The following is a 17,907-nucleotide window of genomic DNA, read 5'->3' on the forward strand; positions in this document are numbered from 1 at the left end:
GAATCGTAGCCATAGGCGGCTACGCCGCCGAAATCGAATCGTAGAATGCGCCTATAGCTCGTCTTCTGCGACGTCGCTCAAGCCTTCTTGCCCGAGAAACTTTGCGAAATCGCTCGTTTCCCGGAAATCGCGATAGACCGAGGCGTAACGGACGTAGGCGACGTCATCGAGCGACTTCAGCGCCTTCATCACCATCTCACCCACCGCCGAGGACGGCAGTTCGGTCTCGCCCTGGCTTTCCAGCTGACGGACGATGCCGTTGACCATCCGCTCGACCCGCTCGGGATCGACCGGGCGCTTGCGCGTGGCGATCGAGATCGAACGCACCAGCTTCTCGCGATCGAACGGCGAGCGGCGGCCCGAGCGCTTGACGATGGTCAGCTCGCGCAGTTGCACCCGCTCGAAGGTGGTGAATCGGCCGCCGCACTCGGGGCACAGACGACGGCGACGGATAGCCGCTCCGTCTTCCGACGGGCGGCTGTCCTTCACCTGGCTTTCCATGTGGCCACAGAACGGGCAGCGCATGATCTAGGCCCTCCCGCCCGATACAGGCCTATTAGTTGTAGATCGGGAACCGGGCCGTCAAGGCCAGGACTTCCTCGCGCACCTTGGCCTCGACCTCGGCGTTGCCGTCGACGCCGTTGGTGGCCAGGCCGTTGACGACCTCGCCGATCAGCTGGCCGACGCGCGTGAACTCGGCCGTGCCGAACCCGCGGGTGGTGCCGGCCGGCGTGCCCAGGCGAATGCCCGAGGTCACGGTGAACGGCGCGGTGTCGAACGGCACGCCGTTCTTGTTGCAGGTCATGTGGGCGCGCTCGAGGCTGTGCTCGGCGTCGCGGCCGGTCACGCCCTTGGGCCGCAGGTCGACCAGCATCAGGTGGCTGTCGGTGCCGCCCGAGACGATGTTGACGCCCTGGGTCTGCAGCGCCTCGGACAACGCCCGGGCGTTATCGATCACCTGTTGAGCATAGGCCTTGAAGGCCGGCTGCAGCGCTTCGCCGAAGGCCACGGCCTTGGCGGCGATGACGTGCTCCAGTGGGCCGCCCTGCAGGCCAGGGAACACCGCCGAATTGACCTTCTTGATGATGGCCTCGTCATTGGTCAGCACCATGCCGCCGCGCGGACCGCGCAGGGTCTTGTGGGTGGTGGTGGTGACCACGTGGGCGTGCGGAATGGGGCTGGGGAACACGCCGCCGGCCACCAGGCCCGCGAAGTGGGCCATGTCGACCATCAGGTACGCGCCGACTTCATCGGCGATCTGGCGGAAGCGGGCGAAGTCGATGTGACGGCTGTAGGCGCTGCCGCCAGCGATGATCAGCTTGGGCTTGTTGGCCTTGGCCACCTCTTCGACGGCGTCGTAGTCGATCAGCTGGTCCTGCTGGCGCACGGTGTAGGACACCGGCTTGAACCACTTGCCCGACTGGTTGGCCGGGCTGCCGTGGGTCAGGTGACCGCCGGCAGCCAGGTCCATGCCCAGGAAGGTGTCGCCCGGCTGCAGCAGCGCCATGAACACCGACTGGTTGGCCTGCGAGCCCGAGTGCGGCTGGACGTTGGCGAAGCCGGCGCCAAACAGGGCCTTGGCCCGCTCGATGGCGATGGTCTCGATCTCGTCCACATACTCGCAGCCGCCGTAGTAGCGCTTGCCCGGATAACCCTCGGCATACTTGTTGGTCAGGATCGAGCCCTGGGCCTCCAACACGGCGCGCGAGACGATGTTTTCCGAGGCGATCAGCTCGATCTGGTTCTGCTGGCGGGTCAGCTCCAGGCCGATGCGATCGAAGATGTCACGGTCGGCCGCGGCCAGGTCGGCGCCGAAGAAGGCGCTCTTGTCGGCGGTGATATTGTTGGCCGGTGCGGTCATGGACGCTCTCCTGGGGCTGGGAGACTGAAAGGGTCGGACTCGGGCGGGAGTCGGTCGCGCTCTCTTTACCCCCCTTCGCGCCACGATCAATCCGGGAACCACGCCGCAAGCCGAAGCGTTGCGGAAGAACCGGAGCCAGTACGACTGGCGCGCCCGGTGTTTTGGTGACTTCCAGACGGACCCACAGGTTGGGCGGAGCGGGTATGGCGATGGCGTACGGCGAGGCGGAAACCAACGACGACGACGTCGATATCCTGGGTCTCAGCGCCGGAATCGTGGCTGCCTATGTGGCTCAGAACACGGTGGCGCGCACGGCGATCCCCGAACTCATCCGGTCCGTCCACGGGGCGCTTTCCGCGCTGGGATCCTCGCAGGCCGAGCAACCCACTGAACGCAACAAGCCCGCCGTGCCGGTCTCGCGCTCGGTGCAGCGCGACTACATCGTCTGCCTGGAAGACGGCAAACGCCTGAAGATGCTCAAGCGCTACCTGCGCACCCACTACGACATGAGCCCCGAGGAATACCGCCGCAAGTGGTCGCTGCCCGGAGACTATCCGATGGTGGCTCCGGCCTATGCCGAGCGCCGCTCGGACTTCGCCAAGTCGATCGGACTGGGCAAGGGGAAGATGCGGGGGCGGTAGAGCGGCGAACACTTGCCCCCTACGGATCGCTTCGCGATCGTCTTCCCCCACAGGGGGAAGAGGCTTAAGCGCGAGCCTCCGCCCCCTACTGGGGCGGACAGACGGCGAAGCCGTCAGGTGGGGGCAAGTCTTAAGTGAACTAAGCCGCGTGGCCGCCCATGCGCGCCACGTTGCAGTGCGCCCAGAGCTTTTCCATCGCCGTGACCAGCTTGCGCATCATCTCGTCGGTGTGGAACGGCGTGGGCGTGAAACGCAGGCGCTCGGTGCCGCGCGGCACGGTCGGATAGTTGATCGGCTGCACATAGACGCCGTGGTCGGCCAGCAGCATGTCGCTGATCAGCTTGGTGTGGACGGGGTCGCCGACCAGCACCGGGACGATGTGGCTGTCGTTGTCCATCACCGGCAGGCCGGCGGCCTTGAACATCGCCTTCAGGGTCCTGGCGCGCTCTTGGTGAGCTTCGCGGACTTCGGGATGCTGCTTGAGGTACTTCACGCTGGCCAAGGCGCCGGCGGTGAGCGCGGGCGGCAAGGACGTCGTGAAGATGAAGCCCGAAGCGACCAGGCGAATGGCGTCCACCACCAGGGCGTCGCCGGTGATGTAGCCGCCCATCACGCCGAACGCCTTGCCCAGGGTGCCTTCGATGATGTCGATCTGGTCCATCAGGCCGTCGCGCTCGGCGACGCCGCCGCCGCGCTCGCCGTACATGCCGACCGCGTGGACCTCGTCCAGATAGGTCATGGCGCCGTACTTCTTGGCCAGGGCCACGGTGCCGGCCATGTCGGCGATGTCGCCGTCCATGGAATAGACGCTCTCGAAGGCGACCAGCTTGGGCGCATCGGCCGGCGCCGCGGCCAGCAGTTGCTCAAGGTGAGCCAGGTCGTTGTGGCGGAAGATGTGACGCTCGCAGCCGCCGTTTCGGATGCCGGCGATCATCGAGGCGTGGTTCTGGGCGTCGGAGAAGATGATCAGGCCCGGCAGGATCTTCTGCAGCGCCGACAGGCTGGCCTCGTTGGAGACATAGCCCGAGGTGAACAGCAGGGCCGCTTCCTTGCCGTGCAGGTCGGCCAGCTCGGCCTCCAGCTCGACATGGTGGTGGTTGGTGCCCGAGATGTTGCGCGTGCCGCCCGAGCCCGAGCCGTGGTTGTCGATCGCCGCGTGCATGGCGTCCAGCACCACGGGATTCTGGCCTTGGCCCAGATAGTCGTTCGAGCACCAGACCACGATCTCGCTCTCGCCGCCGTCCGGACGGGTCCAGGTGGCGCGCGGGAAGGCGCCGCGATGGCGCTTCACGTCGGCGAACACCCGATAACGGCCTTCGTCGCGGATCTGGTCGACGACGCTACGGAACGCGGCTTTGTAGTCCATGGTGTCTTTATCCGACGGACTGTGACGAGTCCGATCGGTCCCTTCTCAAGGCTTGGCTTTTCGCACCAGCGACGCGCGCTGTCCACATAGGGACGTTTACCTAAGACGCCCATGACGCGAATGGACGCGTCGATTTCGCGAACGAACAGGCCGGCGACCTCGCGGTCGCCGGCCCTTTATTTCAGTATCGGGATGGCGGTTTTTGTTACCGCGCCCCGGCCGGCTTGCGGAACTTGTAGATGAACTGGTCGGTCTTGCCGCGGATCGACGGGTCGAAGACGCTGAGCTTGCGGGTGTCGGACGCGTCGCGCAGCACGCGGCTTTCGCCCTCGAAGATGAAGCCGGCGGCGGTGACTTCCCGCTTCACGGCCTCGGGATCGATGCGGTGCAGGGTCTCGGTGTCGCGCAGGCCCGAACCCGGCTCGGCCGCGTGGTCCAGCACCAGATAGACGCCGCCGGGCTTCAGGGCCTTGAAGATCTGGCGGTTGACCACCGACAGGTCGGCCGGCCCCATGAACTTGTCGTGCATGTCGTGGTAGTTCTGGGCGGTGAACACCAGGTCCAGCTTCTCCGGCGCGGCGAAGTTGGGCAGCGTGTTGAGGATCACCGACACGTTCTTGTAAGCCGGATCGGTGGCGATGGCCTTCACGGCCGGCTCGCGCTTGGCCAGCTTGGTCAGCTCATCCGGCACATAGGCGTAGACATGGCCCTTGGGTCCGACCGCCTTTGAGAAGATGCGGGTGAAATAGCCGCTGCCGGGAATCAGGTCGGCGACCTTGGCGCCCGGCCTGACGCCGGCGAAGGCCAGGGTCTGGCCCGGCAGGCGGTTCTCGTCGCGCACCATGTCGGCGGCCGGACGGTTCGGGTCGGACAGGGCGGCGGCGATATTGGCCGGCACCGCGGCGGGCGCGTCGGCCGGCGGCGGCGGGGCGACGGGGCCCATCGGAGTCGTGGCGCAGCCCGCCAAAGCAAGTACGGCGACGAGGCTGAGTAGCGGCTTACGCATGGGTATTCCTTCCGACGGCGTCTTCTTCGTTGGCGCAAGCTAGCGCAGCAATCACGCTACGTCAGCGACGACCATTCCTGATCGGCCGGCAAAGGCGCGAAAATCTCGTCCAGCATCGCGTCGGAAACGTCCTCGAGCTTGGCCGGATCCCACTTCGGGGCGTTGTCCTTGTCGATGATCACGGCCCGGACGCCCTCGATGAAGTCGTGCTTCTGGACCACCCGAGCGCCGATCCGGTACTCCATGGCCATGTTGTCGGCGAAGTCCGTGAGCGCCGCGCCGGCCTCCAGCTGGCGGAAGGCCACCTTCAGCGTCTGGGGCGACTTGGTCTTCATCGTCGCCAGCTGGGCCTTGCCCCAGTCGCTGCTGTCGGCGTCCAGGAACTCGAAGATCTGCTCGACGCTCTCGCCGACGAACAGGCGGTTGAGGTCCTGCTCGAAGCTGACCAGCGGGGCCTTGCCGGCGTCGGCCCGGTACTTCTTCAGAATGTCGTCGATGCGACGCGGGTCGGCGACGATGGCCTTCTTCAAGCCCTCTATGGCGCCGAACTCGACGAAGTGGGTGGCGATCCCCAGGCGCAGGCAGTCCGCGCCCTTGATCCGCGCCCCGGTCAGGGCCAGCCACAGCCCCGCCTTGCCCGGCAGGCGCGGCAGGTACCAGCCGCCGCCAACGTCCGGGAACAGGCCGATGCCGGTCTCGGGCATGGCGAAGGTCGTGCGCTCGGTGGCGATCCGATAGTGAGCCGGCATCGAGATCCCGACGCCGCCGCCCATCACCACCCCGTCCATCACCGCCACCACCGGGGTCTCGTAGGTGAACAGCAGGTGGTTCAGCTGGTACTCGGTGTGGAAGAAGGCCCGCGCCTCGACGCCGTCCCCCGCCCCGCTGTGGGCCAGCATGCGGATGTCGCCGCCAGCGCAGAACCCGCGCTCGCCCGCATGGTCGATGATGACCATGTAGATCTCGGGATCCTCCTGCCAGTCCAGCAGGGCGGCGATCATGATCTCGCACATGGTCTGGGTCAGGGCGTGCAGGGCCTGCGGCCGGTTCAGCGTCAGGCGGCCGACGTTCTTCTGAACGCGGACAAGGACTTCGGGTTGGTCGGTCATACGGTGTCCTTGGCGGTTTCCTTGGCGCGTTCGGGATCTTCGACCGGTTCGCATTCGAAGCGATCGATCTGGCCCGCGTTCAGTCGGTAAAGCGCGTCCTGCGGCACGTCCAGGTCCAGGACCTGCGCACGCGACAGGCCGGCATAGGCGCCGCGCAGCAGGCGGCCGGCGACGCCGTGGCTGACCACGATCAACCGGCGCTCCGGCTCGGCGGCCTGCTCCCCCAACCAGGCCGACACCCGCGCCATCAGCTGGTCGTAGGTCTCGCCGCCCGGCGCGGCGAAGAACCATTCCCGGCTGGCGAAGGCTTCGGGATGCTGGCGCGCGATGTCGGTGCGCAACAGCCCTTCCCAGTCGCCCAGGCCCAGCTCCATCAGCCGATCATCGAATTCCACAGGCAGGCCCAGGCGCGCCCCGATGATCCCGGCCGTGTCGCGCGTACGCCGCAGCGGGCTGGCGATGATCCGCCAGTCGGCCGGCGGATCGCGGGCGATCAGGTCGCGCAGCAGGTCGCCCATGGCCCCGGCCTGGGCCCGGCCCAGCGGCGTCAGGTCGGAGTCCAGCTGCCCCTGCAGGCGAAGCTCGCGGTTGTAGAACGTCTGGCCGTGGCGGCAGAGATAGATCACGTGGCGCGGCTCCGCTCGAAAGTCGCCCCTTCCTAATGGCGGAACATCGCCCGCGCCATGACCGCTACGCCGGCCAAGTGTGGTAAACATGTCCCACTGCGTGACTTTGAATGCGGCAACGCACGAAAGGCGGGAACCAAATGTCGCACCGCCCTTGATCAGCCACGCCTCCGGTATCAAATCGCCCCCATCGGAGGCGTCGTCTTTCTGTCATGCGTAAGTTCACTGCTGTTTTCGCCGCCCTGGCGGCTCTTTTCACCGTGTCGACGGCTCAAGCAGCCGACCTGGGCGTCTGGACCGGCCCCAAGGACAACGTGCGCGTGGCGATCAAGAGCTGCGGGACCAGCACCTGCGGCACCGTCGTCTATGCCAGCCCGAAGGCCGAAGCCGACGCGCGCAAGAGCGGCCTGACCACCCTGGTCGGCCAGCAGCTGCTGCGCGACTTCGAACCGACCAGCCACGGCAACATGCGCGGCAAGGTCTTCGTGCCGACGCTGCACGTGACCCTGATCGGCACCGCCGAGTTCATCGACGCCCACACCATGAAGGCCAAGGGCTGCGTCCTGGGCGGTCTGCTGTGCAAGTCGCAGACCTGGCGCCGGATCGACACCGTCACCGCCAAGAACGACGCCACCGCCAGCTTCGCCCCCTAAAGGGTCGGGGCCGGCGACGTCGTTCGCCCGCCCCTTAAGCAACCAACCGCCTTGCCTCGCGCCGCCCGTCGCGCGAAACCGTGGGGCATGACCACCCCGCCCCTCGCTCCCTACCCCGCCACCCGCCTGCGCCGCCTGCGCCAGGCCGACTGGACCCGTCGCCTGGTTCGCGAAACCACGCTGACGCCCTCCGACCTGATCTGGTCGATGGTGGTGCATGAGGGCGAAGGCGTGATCCCGGTCGCTTCGATGCCGGGCGTCGAGCGCCTCAGCGTCAAGGACGCCGCCAAGGCCGCCGTCCGCGCTCGCGACCTGGGCATTCCCGCCATCGCCATCTTCCCGCACATCGACGGCGCGCGCAAAGACGCCACCGGCTCGATCGCCGCCGATCCGGATGGCGTCATCCCTCGCGCAGTCAAGGCCATGAAGGACGCCGCCCCCGAGGTCGGCATCATGTGCGACGTGGCCCTGGACCCCTTCACCGACCACGGCCACGACGGCGTGGTCGAGGGCGGCCGCATCCTCAACGACCCGACCATCGAGCGCCTGATCGAACAGGGATTGATGCAGGCCGAAGCCGGCGCCGACATCCTGGCGCCGTCCGACATGATGGACGGCCGGATCGGCAAGCTGCGCGCGGCGCTCGAAGGCGCCAACTTCCAGGACACGATGATCATGTCCTACGCGGCCAAGTACGCCTCGGCCTTCTACGGCCCGTACCGCGACGCGATCGGCTCGGCCAAGCTGTCGGCGGGGCCCAATGGTCAAGGACTGGGCGACAAGAAGACCTACCAGATGGACCCGGCCAACACCGAGGAAGCGATCCGCGAGGTCGCGCTCGACATCGCCGAGGGCGCCGACATGGTCATGGTCAAGCCGGGCCTGCCCTATCTGGATATCCTGCGCCGCCTGGTCGACGAGTTTCGCATGCCCACCTACGCCTTCCAGGTGTCGGGCGAGTACGCGATGATCAAGGCCGCCGGCATGAACGGCTGGATCGACGAGGAGCGCGCGATCCTGGAAAGCCTGACCGCCTTCAAGCGGGCCGGCGCCGCCGGGATCATCACCTATTTCGCGCCCTGGGCGGCGGAAAAGCTGGGCTGACATGGCCACGCCGAGAACCGCCTTCAGCCAGGGCCGGTTCTACGGCGTTCCCACCGTCGAGCGGCGACTGCCCGCGGTGCGCGTCGCCCATCTGTCCGCGACGATCAGCGCCGACGGCGTCGAGGAACACAGCCACGACGACGCCCATTTCGTGCTCGCCACCCATGGCCGCTACCTGACCACCGCCGCCGGCCCCGAGACCGAGGGCCCGGCCCTGGTGTTCAACCCGCCCGGCGTGATCCACCGCGACCGCTTCGTCGGCGCGGGCGGCTATTTCCTGGCGGTCAGTTTCGAAGCCCCGGCGTGGCGCGCTTTGGCCGAGGTCTCACGATCGCCGGCGAGCGACGCCTTGCGCCTGACCGGCCCGGCCGCCCGCCGCGCGGCTCTTCGCCTGATCCGAACCGTGCTGAACCGCGACGCCGAGGCGGTCACCCTCGAAGGCCTGGGCCTGGAGCTGGCCGCCCAGGCTCTGTCGCCGACGCCCGAGAGCGATCACCCGCCGCCTTGGCTGGCCATCGCCGAGACCTTCCTGGCCGACAGCTTCGACCAGCCGATCGCCGTGTCCGACCTGGCGCGCGCGGCGGGCGTGCACCCGGTGCATCTGGCGCGCGGGTATCGCCGCTGGCTGGGCGCGGCGCCGGGCGAGCGGCTGCGCGCGCGGCGGCTGGAACGCGCCGCCGACCTGCTGATGGCGGGCCGCGTCTCGATCGGCGAGATCGCCCAGGCGGCCGGCTTCTGCGACCAGAGCCACCTGAACCGCCAGTTCCGCCAGGCCTACGGCGTCACCCCCGGCGAGTTCGCGCGGCTGTGCGGCCGGCGGCCGGATGTTTCAAGCGTCCAAGACGAGGCCACGACGGCGGCCTAGACCACGCGCGATCGCCGCCTGGAGAGTCCTCGTGAAGCGCCTGCTGCTCGCCGCCCTGATCCTGTTCGCGCCCCTGGCCGCCCCGATGGCCGCTCAAGCCGCCCCGTCGGACTGGCCCACCGCCACGCCGGCCGCCGAAGGCCTGTCGGCCGACAAGCTCGACGCCATGTCGGCGGCCATCAAGGCCGGCGCGTTCCAGCAGATCACCAGCGTGCTGATCGCCCGTCACGGCAAGCTGGTGTTCGAGGCCTATTACGACGACGACAAGGCTGGCGGCGGTCCCGAGGCGCGACGCAACACGCGCTCGGTGACCAAGACCGTGACCGCCATGCTGACCGGCGTCGCCCTCGATCGCGGCGCCCTGCCCGGCGTCTCCGCCCCCATCAAGCCCTACCTGAAGGATCGCCCGCCCACCGCCAATCCCGATCCACGCAAGGATCGCGTGACGGTCGAGGACCTGTTGACCATGAGTTCGATCGCCGAATGCGACGACGACAACGATTTCTCGCGCGGCAACGAGGAGCGGATGTACCCGATCGAAGACTGGGTCGGCTTCTATCTGGACCTGCCCGTGCGCGGCTTTCCCAGCTGGACGCCCAAGCCCGAGGCCTCGCCCTACGGCCGCAGCTTCAGCTACTGCACCGCCGGCGTGGCCACCCTGGGCGCGGTGATCCAGGCGGCGGTCGGCCAGCCCCTGCCCGCCTTCGCCGACGCGGTGCTGTTCGGCCCTCTGGGGATCGAGAAGCCCGAATGGCAATTCTCGCCGTTGGGCCTGGCCCAGGGCGGCGGCGGGCTGGGCCTGCGCAGCCGCGACCTGCTGAAACTGGGCCAGCTCTACGCCAACGGCGGCCGGTGGAACGGGCGTCAGGTCTTGCCCGCGACCTTCGTCGCGACCGCCACGGCCCCGCACGCCCAGGCGCGGGAGGACGCCGACTACGGTTATCTGATCTGGTTGCAGACCTTCCCGGGATCGGACGGCAAGGGCCACAAGGCCTGGGTGATGAGCGGCACGGGCGGCAACAAGGTGGTGATCGTCCCCGACCTGTCGCTGGTGGCGGTGATCACCACGACGAACTTCAAGGTCCCCAAGCCGCACGCGATCTCGGAACGGCTGCTGACCGATCACATCCTGGCGGCCGTGACGCCCTAATTCGGCTCGCTGACTCGACTCGGCTCCGTCGCTAGGCTGGAGTTCATGACCCGCCCCAGCATCGACATCGTCACCGCCGTGATCCGCGACGAGGCCGGCTGCATGCTGGTGGTGCGCAAGCGTGGCACGGCGATCTTCATGAAGCCTGGCGGCAAGCGCGAGCCCGGCGAGGACGACCTGACCGCCCTGGCTCGCGAGCTGGAAGAGGAGATTGGCGGCCGGCTGGTCTCGGCCTCGCGGCTCGGCCAGTTCGAGGCCCCAGCCGCCAACGAGCCCGGCTTCACCGTGCGCGCGGCGACCTATCTGGCCCAGGTCGAGGGGCGGATCGAGGCCCGCGCCGAGATCGAGGAACTGGCCTGGATCGATCCGGCCGCGCCGGGCGACATCAGGCTGGCCCCGCTGATGCGGGTGGTGCTGAGCGCCCTGCTGGAGCGCCCCACGGCCTAGAAGCGCTCGAAAGCCTCGCGCAGTTGGCCGGCCCGTCGACCTTCCGGCCGTATCATCAGGAATTTTCCCGCCCATGCGCCGGGCACCGACCATCGCCCCTCGATTTCGGTGGCGTCGTCATTGAGCGCACCGTCATAGGCCACGGCATGGACCCATCCGTTCGTACCGTCATAGGTCTTGGTGAACTGAACGCCCCGCCCGTCGCGACCGCCCAGCAAGGTCGCATAGACCTCGACAGGGGCCCCGTCGTGTTCCCGCGCGATCTCGTGGATCGAGCCGCTCAACCACGCGCCGCTTTCGAGCAGAGTCGCGGTGAAGCTGACGGGCGCCAAGGCCTGAGGATAGGAATACAGACCCTGCCAAATCCCCGTCAGATTGTTCGCGTCGCGGCTCATCACCAATCCAACCTTGGCCTTGCGGCGGATAGGTCGCTATCGCCCCGCGCGCGTCAAGGTCGAGCCTCTCGCGCGAAACCCGGAACGGGCTTAGGGTGTTTTCAGTGTTCGGCCCGAGGCCGCGTACGACGGTCTGGTCCGAACCTCAACGATAGCGGAGGTGACGCATGCCCGTCGATGTCAGGGACGCCGATTTCAACGACACCGGAAAGCCCGAACTGCTCGCCCACGAGCAGACCTATCACGGATTCAGCATCCTCCTGCGATGGTGCATGCTGGGCCTGGCCACCGTCATTCCCACCCTGACCCTGTGGTTCGCCACTCCAGCCGGCTTCCTGGGCGGGCTGATCGTCGGGATCGTGGTGTTCGCCATCGGCTACGCCATCCTGGTGCGCCACGAAGAAAAACAGCCCCTGAACCTATGGGTCGAGGGCCGGTAGAGACGGCTGACGGGGACATGCCCTTGGGCGTGTCCCCGGCTTGGCGCCGCCCAGCCCCCTGAAATTCCTGCGCTAAATCTTTATTCCCCTCACCCTTTCGGGCTCGCCGTATCCTGTACCCACCTCGACGCAGGGAAAGGGCGCATGGCCAGCGACCGATGCGGCGGCGAGGGGCGATCGAGCGGGAAGCTTTGTCGGTTGTCTTTCGAGACCAAACCTCGCGTCTCTGGTGCCGGTCGGGCCTGGAACACAGATACGACGTGACGTGAGGGTCGACTTAGCAGCAGGCGAGCGGTGACAGGCTCGCGGTCCGGGACTGGGGTTCGTTGACCCAGCCCGCCCGTCGGAGGCTCCAAGGCGAGGCCCTAACAGGGCTCAGCGTCGCGGGCTTTCGGATAACGACCGCGCGGGGCGGCAGGCTTCGTCGAAACGGTATTCTTTTTCAAAACCCGGACGATGTCCGGCGCTCCGCGACCCTTTCCGATCAGCTCACAGCCAGATTGGCGTGGGATCACACTCACTTGCCCCCACCTGGCGGCTTTGCCGCCTGTCCGCCCCCGTAGGGGGCGGAGGACGAGCCTCTTCCCCCGGAGGGGGAAGACGACCGCGAAGCGGTCCGTAGGGGGCAAGTGTTCGCCCGCTAAGACCCTACTTCTCCAACCGCGCCACGAGGCTGGACGTATCCCATCGATGACCGCCCATCGCCTGAACCTCGCCGTAGAAGCCGTCGATCAGCGCGGTGCCCTCAAGCTTGGCGCCGTTGACGGTCGCTTCGGCCAGGGCGATGCCAAGGTCCTTGCGCATCCAGTCGACCGCGAAGCCGAAGTCGAACTTGCCTTCCGACATGGTCTTCCAGCGGTTCTCCATCTGCCAGGACTGGGCCGCCCCCTTGGAGATCGCCGCCAGCACGTCGTCGGTCGGCAGGCCGGCGCGCTTGGCGAAGTGCAGCGCCTCGGCCACGCCCTGGACCAGGCCGGCGATGGCGATCTGGTTGCACATCTTGGTCAGTTGGCCCGCGCCCGACGTGCCCATCAGGCGGATCGCCTTGGCGTAACCCATCAGCACCGGCTCGACCCGGGCGTAAGCGGCCGCGTTGCCGCCGGCCATGATCGTCAGCTGGCCGTTCTCGGCCCCCGCCTGGCCGCCCGACACCGGAGCGTCGACGAACGTGCGGCCGACGGCGCGGGCGGCGGCGTCCATCTCGCGGGCCACCGTGGCCGAGGTGGTGGTGTGGTCGACGATCACCCCGCCTTCCGCCATGGCCGGCAGCAGCTGCGCCACCACGTCGCGGACGTCGTCGTCATTACCCACGCACAGGCAGACCAATTCGGCGCCCGCCACCGCCTCGGCGATGGTCGGCTGGGACGCGCCGCCGTGCTTTTCGACCCAGCGGGCGGCCTTGTCGGGGCTGCGATTGAAGACGGTGACCTCATGGCCCGCGGCCTTCAGGTGGCCCGCCATCGGAAAGCCCATCACGCCCAGGCCGATAAACGCCGTCTTCATGCCGCCAACTCCTTATTGCAACGCGCCGACATCGCCCTTCGCGGCCGCGATCGCAACGGCATTTTAACGTCCAGGCCTCAGGTTCGCTCGAACAGAGTTAAGCAGGCTTAAGCACAATGGCCGTCAGCGGCGACCAGCCGATCATTGTCATCAAGAAGGTCAAGAAGGGCGGCGGCCATGGTCACCATGGCGGCGCCTGGAAGGTGGCCTATGCCGACTTCGTGACGGCGATGATGGCCTTCTTCCTGCTGATGTGGCTGCTGAACACGACCAGCCCCGAGCAAAAGCAGGGCATCGCCGACTATTTCGCGCCGGCTTCGATTTCGTCCAGCACCAGCGGTTCGGGCGGGATCCTGGGCGGCACCTCGCTGGGCGACGACGGCGCCAAGGCCGACGGCAAGATGTCGGTCATCCAGCAGATGGCCCCCGAAGCCCCCAAGGACACCAACAAGGACGGCCAGAGCTCGGCCTCGGCCAATCTCGACTCGGCCAGCGAGGAAGCCCTGCGCGACGCCCTGGCCAAGAAGGAGCAGGACAGCTTCGCCTCGGCCGCCCAGTCGCTGCGCCAGTCGCTGCAGGACATGCCGGAGCTGGCGGAACTGTCCAAGCAGATCATGATCGACCAGACCCCCGAGGGCCTGCGCATCCAGCTGATCGACCAGGATGGTCGCTCGATGTTCAAGGAGAACTCGCGCGAGCCGAACGACCGGGCCCGCATCCTGCTGCGCGCCGTGGCCAAGGTGATCAACCAGCTGCCCAACCGCATCACCATTTCGGGCCACACCAGCGCCAGCGCGGCGGGCAAGCGCGCCGACAGCGACTGGGCCCTGTCGGCCGAGCGCGCGGACGCCTCGCGCCAGGTGCTGCGCGGGGCCGGCGTCGACGAGGACCGCATCTATCAGGTGTCGGGCAAGGCCAATTCCGAACCACTGTACGCGGACGACCCCACCCTGCCCGGCAACCGCCGCATCTCGATCGTGCTGTTGCGCGAAAAGCCGGTCCTTCCCGATGGCCTGTGACGCCATCTGCGGCGCGATGACGCTCACGCGTGCTGCGCAGCTTGCGCAACCGCTGCAGATGCCGCCTAATCCCTTATCGGCCCGGTATCGTGGGCGAGGCCACTAGAGGGATCGGGCGCTTTCCGTGACGCAGCATTTTCCAACGCGACAGCTGCGCTTCTTCCTCACGGCGCCCACGCCTTGTCCCTATCTGCCCGGCCGCGAGGAGCGGAAAGTCTTCGCCCACCTGCCGCTGTCCGACGGCCCGACCGTCAATGACAGCCTGACCCAGGTCGGCTTCCGTCGCTCCCAGAACATCGCCTATCGGCCCGCCTGCGAGACCTGCCGCGCCTGCCAGTCAGCTCGCGCCCCGGCCGGCGACTACGTGTTCTCGCGGTCGGAACGCAAGGTTCTGACCCGCAACACCGACCTGGAACGCCATCTGGTCGAGGCCGAGGCGACGCTGGAGCAGTTCGAACTGCTGCGCCGCTATCTGCTGACCCGCCACGCCGATGGCGGCATGGCCGAGATGACCTGGCCCGACTATGTGGCCATGGTCGAGGACACGGCGGTCCGCACCCACCTGATCGAATACCGCCTGCGCTCGCAAGACCGCGGCCCGGGCGACCTGATCGCCTGCGTGCTGGTCGACGTGCTCGCCGACGGTCTCTCGCTGGTCTACAGCTTCTACGATCCCAGCCTGACCAAGCGCAGCCTGGGCTCGTTCATCATCCTGGACCACATCCTCCAGGCCCAGCTCAACGCCCTGCCCTACGTCTATCTGGGCTACTGGGTGCCGGGCAGCGAGAAGATGGCCTACAAGGCGCGCTTCTCGCCGCTGGAAATCCTCAAGCCCGGCGGCTGGGCCCTGATGTCGGCCCGCGAGCGCGGCGCCCGTCCGCCCAAGCCGGTCGGATGCGGCTCCAACGCCGGAGTCGAACTCAGCGACGCCGAACCGGCCGAGCTGGGGGGCTTCCCCAGCCCGGGCAAGCCCTAAGCAGAGCGTGGCAGCCGAAAGTGTCAGCGGTTTCGGCGCCCGCCACGCTCCACTCAAAGACCGCTTAGCGGGTGAAGCTGACCCCGCCGTCCACCGTGACGGCCGAGCCCGTCACATAGTCGCCGGCCCGCGAGGCCAGATAGATCGCCGCCCCGGCCATGTCCTCGGTCGTGCCGATCCGTCCGGCCGGGATGCTCTTGGACACCGCGTCCGAATGATCGCGAGCCACCTTGTTCATGTCCGAGGCAAAGGCGCCCGGCGCGATGCAGCTGACGGCGATGTTGTCGGCCGCCAGGCGGATGGCCATGCGCTTGGTCATGTGCAGCAGGCCGGCCTTGGACGCGCCATAGGGATAGGTCTCGTCGGTCGTCACCGACTGGCCGTCGATCGAGGCGATGTTGATCACCTTGGCCACGTGATCCTTGCCGGCAGCGCGTAGGTGGCCGATCAGGGCCTGGGTCAGGAAGAACGGGGTCTTCATGTTCAGGTCCACGACCTTGTCCCAACCGCTCTCGGGGAACTCGTCGAACGCCGCGCCCCAGGCCGCGCCGGCGTTATTGACCAGGATGTCCAGCTTGTCCTCGCGCTCGGCGATCCGGGCGACCAGGCCGTTGATGCCTTCCAGGGTCGAGACGTCGGCCGGCAGCGAGATGCACTCGCCGATCGCCGACAGCTCCTCGGCCGTCGCGTCGCAGGCGGCGGCCTTGCGGGCCGAGACGTATACACGGCGGGCGCCGTAGGTCAGGAAGCCCTCGGCGATCATCTTGCCGATGCCGCGCGAGCCGCCGGTGACCAGGGCCACGCGGCCCTTCAGGGAAAACAGGTTCTGCATCATGGGGGTCGGTCTTTCAAAAGCCGCGGCTGGCGGCGAGCGCGCCCAGCCGCTGGGTGATGTCGAAGAACTGGGCGACGGTCTCGTCGACAATCTGGGCGACCGGCTTGACCGCGTCGATCAGGCCGACGGTCTGGCCGGCGAGCGCCGGAGCCGCCTCCATGTCGCCGCCGAAATAGACGCCGAGGATGCCCTTCAGGACATCGGGCGGCATAAGGCCGGCGTCATGGATTTCGCGGGTGAGCTCGGACTTCAGGGCGCGAATGCAGGGGCTGGCCTTCTTGTTCAGCACCCAGGTGCCGGTCTCCTTGGCGCCGGTGATCGCGGCCTTGTAGTTGGCGTGCACCGGGCTTTCGGCGGCGCTGACGAAGCGGGTGCCCATCTGGATCGCCTCGGCCCCTAGGGCGAAGGCCGCGGCCATGCCGCGTCCGTCGCAGATGCCGCCGGCGGCGATCAGCGGAACATCGACCCGGGCGCGAATGGCCTGCAACAGCACCAGGGTCGAGACCTCCTCGGGGTTCTTGAAGCCCCCGCCCTCGGCCCCTTCCACCACCAGGCCGTCGACACCCGCCTCGACGCATTTGACCGCCGCGTCGACGGTGGGCACGGCGTGATAGACGACGATGCCGGCGTCCCGCAGCGGTCCGACGAACTTGGCCGGACTGCCGGCCGAGGTGGTGACGAACTTGACCCCGCTCTCGCAGACGAAGCGCAGCATGGCGCCGTCCTTGAGGAACAGGATCGGCAGGTTGACCCCGAACGGCAGGCCGCTGTCGGCCATCTTGCGGATCTCGGCCTTGCAGTTTTCAGTCTCGCCGGACGAGGTCTCGATGATCCCCAGTCCGCCGGCCCGCGAGACCGCGCTGGCCAGCGGATAGCGGGCGATCCAGCCCATGGGGGCTTGGACGATCGGATATTTGGCGCCGGTGTGGGCCAGGACGCGGTTGCCGGTCATGGGATCAGCAGCACCCGGCCGACGGCCTGACGGCTCTCTATATAGGCATGGGCGGCGGCGGCTTCCGACAGCGGGAAGGTCCGGTCGATCAGCACCTGCAACTCGCCCCGCGCCGCCTCGTCGATCAGTTGCTGGATCATGTCGTGCACGCGATCGGTCATGATCTCCGCGCCCAGGAACACGCCGGTCAGGCTGCGATTGCCGCCCATCAGCGACGACACATCCACCTTGGTCGGTTCACGCCCCGCCTGGCCGACCAACGAGATGCGACCGCGATAGGCCAGCGACAGGATGCTGGTCTGCAGAGTGGGTCCGCCGACAGGATCGACCACCACGTCAACGCCATTGCCCTTGGTCAGCTTCATGACCTCGGCGACCACGTCGTCGCGGCCATAGTTGATCCCATGATCAAGACCGAAGGACTTGAGGCGCTCCAGGCGCTCGTCGCTGGACGCCGTGGCCAGCACCGTCGCCCCTGCTCGCTTGGCCAGTTGGATCGCCGCGACGCCCACGGCCCCAGCGCCGGCCTGAACCAGCACGGTCTCGCCCGACTTCAGGTGGCCCGCGCCGAACAGGCACTCGTGCGCCGTGCCGAACGGCACCGGGATCGCGGAGGCCTTCTGGATGTCGAAGCCGTCGGGGATCGGCCAGGCGTTGCGGGCCGGCACGCTGCGCAATTCGGCGTGCGAGCCGAAGGCGTTCACGGTCACCACCTTCTGGCCGACCTTCAGATGCGTGACCTCGGCGCCGACCTCGATGATCTCGCCGGCCGCCTGGTAGCCGACGATATGCGGACTGCCCGCCATCTGGCCGCCGCCACGATTAAGCGTGTCGCCGCCTTCGATGCTGACCGCCTCGACGCGAATGACCACGCCGCTGGGATAACAAGGCGGATCGGCGACATCTTCGTATTTCAGCACGTCCGGCGAGCCGGTTTCGTAGTAGACGGCGGCCTTCAT

Annotated in this window: 20 protein-coding genes and 1 pseudogene; 10 read left to right on the forward strand and 11 right to left on the reverse strand. The window is 67.7% G+C overall.

What is annotated here, in order from left to right:
• Window positions 1-51 precede the first annotated feature (51 nt).
• The gene (gene nrdR, locus G3M62_RS14035; RefSeq protein WP_028040434.1) at window positions 52-525 is read right to left on the reverse strand and encodes a transcriptional regulator NrdR; all 474 of its coding nucleotides are present in this window, start codon (window positions 523-525) and stop codon (window positions 52-54) included.
• A 31-nt stretch (window positions 526-556) separates the two neighbouring features.
• Window positions 557-1,861, reverse strand: a complete 1,305-nt coding sequence (gene glyA / locus G3M62_RS14040) for a serine hydroxymethyltransferase (protein WP_165187989.1) — start codon at window positions 1,859-1,861, stop codon at window positions 557-559.
• A 203-nt stretch (window positions 1,862-2,064) separates the two neighbouring features.
• Here glyA and G3M62_RS14045 point away from each other — a divergent pair, with 203 nt between their 5' ends.
• A complete protein-coding gene (locus G3M62_RS14045) occupies window positions 2,065-2,502 on the forward strand; it encodes a Ros/MucR family transcriptional regulator (protein WP_165187991.1) in 438 nt (145 codons plus the stop codon).
• Window positions 2,503-2,641: 139 nt separating this feature from the next.
• On the opposite strand, the gene hemA is transcribed toward G3M62_RS14045, so the two are convergent.
• The 4 genes from hemA to G3M62_RS14065 all read right to left on the reverse strand — a co-directional run bounded on the left by hemA (window position 2,642) and on the right by G3M62_RS14065 (window position 6,609).
• A complete protein-coding gene (gene hemA, locus G3M62_RS14050; RefSeq protein WP_165187992.1) occupies window positions 2,642-3,868 on the reverse strand; it encodes a 5-aminolevulinate synthase in 1,227 nt (408 codons plus the stop codon).
• Window positions 3,869-4,073: 205 nt separating this feature from the next.
• Window positions 4,074-4,874 (reverse strand): class I SAM-dependent methyltransferase, encoded by an 801-nt coding sequence (locus tag G3M62_RS14055; RefSeq protein WP_165187994.1) that lies wholly within the window; start codon window positions 4,872-4,874, stop codon window positions 4,074-4,076.
• 56 nt (window positions 4,875-4,930) lie between these two features.
• A complete protein-coding gene (locus G3M62_RS14060) occupies window positions 4,931-5,983 on the reverse strand; it encodes an enoyl-CoA hydratase/isomerase family protein (protein WP_165187996.1) in 1,053 nt (350 codons plus the stop codon).
• Window positions 5,980-6,609 (reverse strand): histidine phosphatase family protein, encoded by a 630-nt coding sequence (locus G3M62_RS14065; RefSeq protein ID WP_165187998.1) that lies wholly within the window; start codon window positions 6,607-6,609, stop codon window positions 5,980-5,982. The genes G3M62_RS14060 and G3M62_RS14065 overlap by 4 nt, the downstream gene beginning before the upstream one ends.
• 212 nt (window positions 6,610-6,821) lie before the next feature.
• On the opposite strand from G3M62_RS14065, the gene G3M62_RS14070 reads away from it, so the two are divergent.
• The 5 genes from G3M62_RS14070 to G3M62_RS14090 all read left to right on the forward strand — a co-directional run bounded on the left by G3M62_RS14070 (window position 6,822) and on the right by G3M62_RS14090 (window position 10,828).
• Window positions 6,822-7,262, forward strand: coding sequence for a DUF2147 domain-containing protein (locus G3M62_RS14070; protein ID WP_165188000.1), 441 nt, complete (start codon window positions 6,822-6,824; stop codon window positions 7,260-7,262).
• Window positions 7,263-7,349: 87 nt separating this feature from the next.
• Window positions 7,350-8,366 (forward strand): porphobilinogen synthase, encoded by a 1,017-nt coding sequence (gene hemB / locus G3M62_RS14075; protein ID WP_165188002.1) that lies wholly within the window; start codon window positions 7,350-7,352, stop codon window positions 8,364-8,366.
• Between the two features lies 1 nt (window position 8,367).
• Window positions 8,368-9,231, forward strand: coding sequence for a helix-turn-helix transcriptional regulator (locus G3M62_RS14080; protein ID WP_165188004.1), 864 nt, complete (start codon window positions 8,368-8,370; stop codon window positions 9,229-9,231).
• A gap of 31 nt (window positions 9,232-9,262) precedes the next feature.
• The gene (locus G3M62_RS14085; RefSeq protein ID WP_165188006.1) at window positions 9,263-10,381 is read left to right on the forward strand and encodes a serine hydrolase domain-containing protein; all 1,119 of its coding nucleotides are present in this window, start codon (window positions 9,263-9,265) and stop codon (window positions 10,379-10,381) included.
• Between the two features lie 45 nt (window positions 10,382-10,426).
• Entirely contained in the window at window positions 10,427-10,828 is a 402-nt protein-coding gene (locus G3M62_RS14090; protein ID WP_165188008.1) for an NUDIX hydrolase, read from the forward strand.
• On the opposite strand, the gene G3M62_RS14095 is transcribed toward G3M62_RS14090, so the two are convergent.
• The gene (locus G3M62_RS14095) at window positions 10,825-11,223 is read right to left on the reverse strand and encodes a hypothetical protein (RefSeq protein ID WP_165188010.1); all 399 of its coding nucleotides are present in this window, start codon (window positions 11,221-11,223) and stop codon (window positions 10,825-10,827) included. The genes G3M62_RS14090 and G3M62_RS14095 overlap by 4 nt on opposite strands.
• A gap of 167 nt (window positions 11,224-11,390) precedes the next feature.
• On the opposite strand from G3M62_RS14095, the gene G3M62_RS14100 reads away from it, so the two are divergent.
• On the forward strand, window positions 11,391-11,663 hold the full coding sequence (locus tag G3M62_RS14100; protein ID WP_165188011.1) for a hypothetical protein: 273 nt from the start codon (window positions 11,391-11,393) through the stop codon (window positions 11,661-11,663).
• Between the two features lie 113 nt (window positions 11,664-11,776).
• Window positions 11,777-11,853: pseudogene (locus G3M62_RS26970) on the forward strand (hypothetical protein); the annotation flags it as partial.
• 458 nt (window positions 11,854-12,311) lie between these two features.
• Here the strand turns inward: G3M62_RS26970 and G3M62_RS14105 are convergent.
• A complete protein-coding gene (locus G3M62_RS14105; RefSeq protein WP_165188012.1) occupies window positions 12,312-13,166 on the reverse strand; it encodes an NAD(P)-dependent oxidoreductase in 855 nt (284 codons plus the stop codon).
• Between the two features lie 116 nt (window positions 13,167-13,282).
• On the opposite strand from G3M62_RS14105, the gene G3M62_RS14110 reads away from it, so the two are divergent.
• Together G3M62_RS14110 and G3M62_RS14115 are read left to right on the forward strand one after the other, a co-directional pair.
• Window positions 13,283-14,185 carry a flagellar motor protein MotB gene (locus G3M62_RS14110; RefSeq protein WP_165188013.1) on the forward strand — a complete coding sequence of 301 codons (903 nt, stop codon included), beginning with the start codon at window positions 13,283-13,285 and terminating at the stop codon, window positions 14,183-14,185.
• A 124-nt stretch (window positions 14,186-14,309) separates the two neighbouring features.
• Window positions 14,310-15,161 (forward strand): arginyltransferase, encoded by an 852-nt coding sequence (locus G3M62_RS14115; RefSeq protein ID WP_165188014.1) that lies wholly within the window; start codon window positions 14,310-14,312, stop codon window positions 15,159-15,161.
• A gap of 64 nt (window positions 15,162-15,225) precedes the next feature.
• Here G3M62_RS14115 and G3M62_RS14120 read toward each other — a convergent pair whose 3' ends face one another.
• Genes G3M62_RS14120 through G3M62_RS14130 form a run of 3 tightly spaced genes read right to left on the reverse strand, consistent with a single transcriptional unit; the run spans window position 15,226 to window position 17,907 of the window.
• A complete protein-coding gene (locus G3M62_RS14120; RefSeq protein ID WP_165191319.1) occupies window positions 15,226-15,993 on the reverse strand; it encodes an SDR family oxidoreductase in 768 nt (255 codons plus the stop codon).
• A gap of 16 nt (window positions 15,994-16,009) precedes the next feature.
• Window positions 16,010-16,948, reverse strand: a complete 939-nt coding sequence (locus G3M62_RS14125) for an NAD(P)H-dependent flavin oxidoreductase (RefSeq protein ID WP_165188015.1) — start codon at window positions 16,946-16,948, stop codon at window positions 16,010-16,012.
• Complete coding sequence (locus G3M62_RS14130; protein WP_165188016.1) at window positions 16,945-17,907, reverse strand: quinone oxidoreductase family protein; 963 nt, start codon at window positions 17,905-17,907, stop codon at window positions 16,945-16,947. Before G3M62_RS14130 ends, G3M62_RS14125 begins: the two co-directional genes overlap by 4 nt.

Origin of the sequence: Caulobacter soli (genome assembly GCF_011045195.1) — a bacterium.
Lineage (GTDB): Bacteria > Pseudomonadota > Alphaproteobacteria > Caulobacterales > Caulobacteraceae > Caulobacter > Caulobacter soli.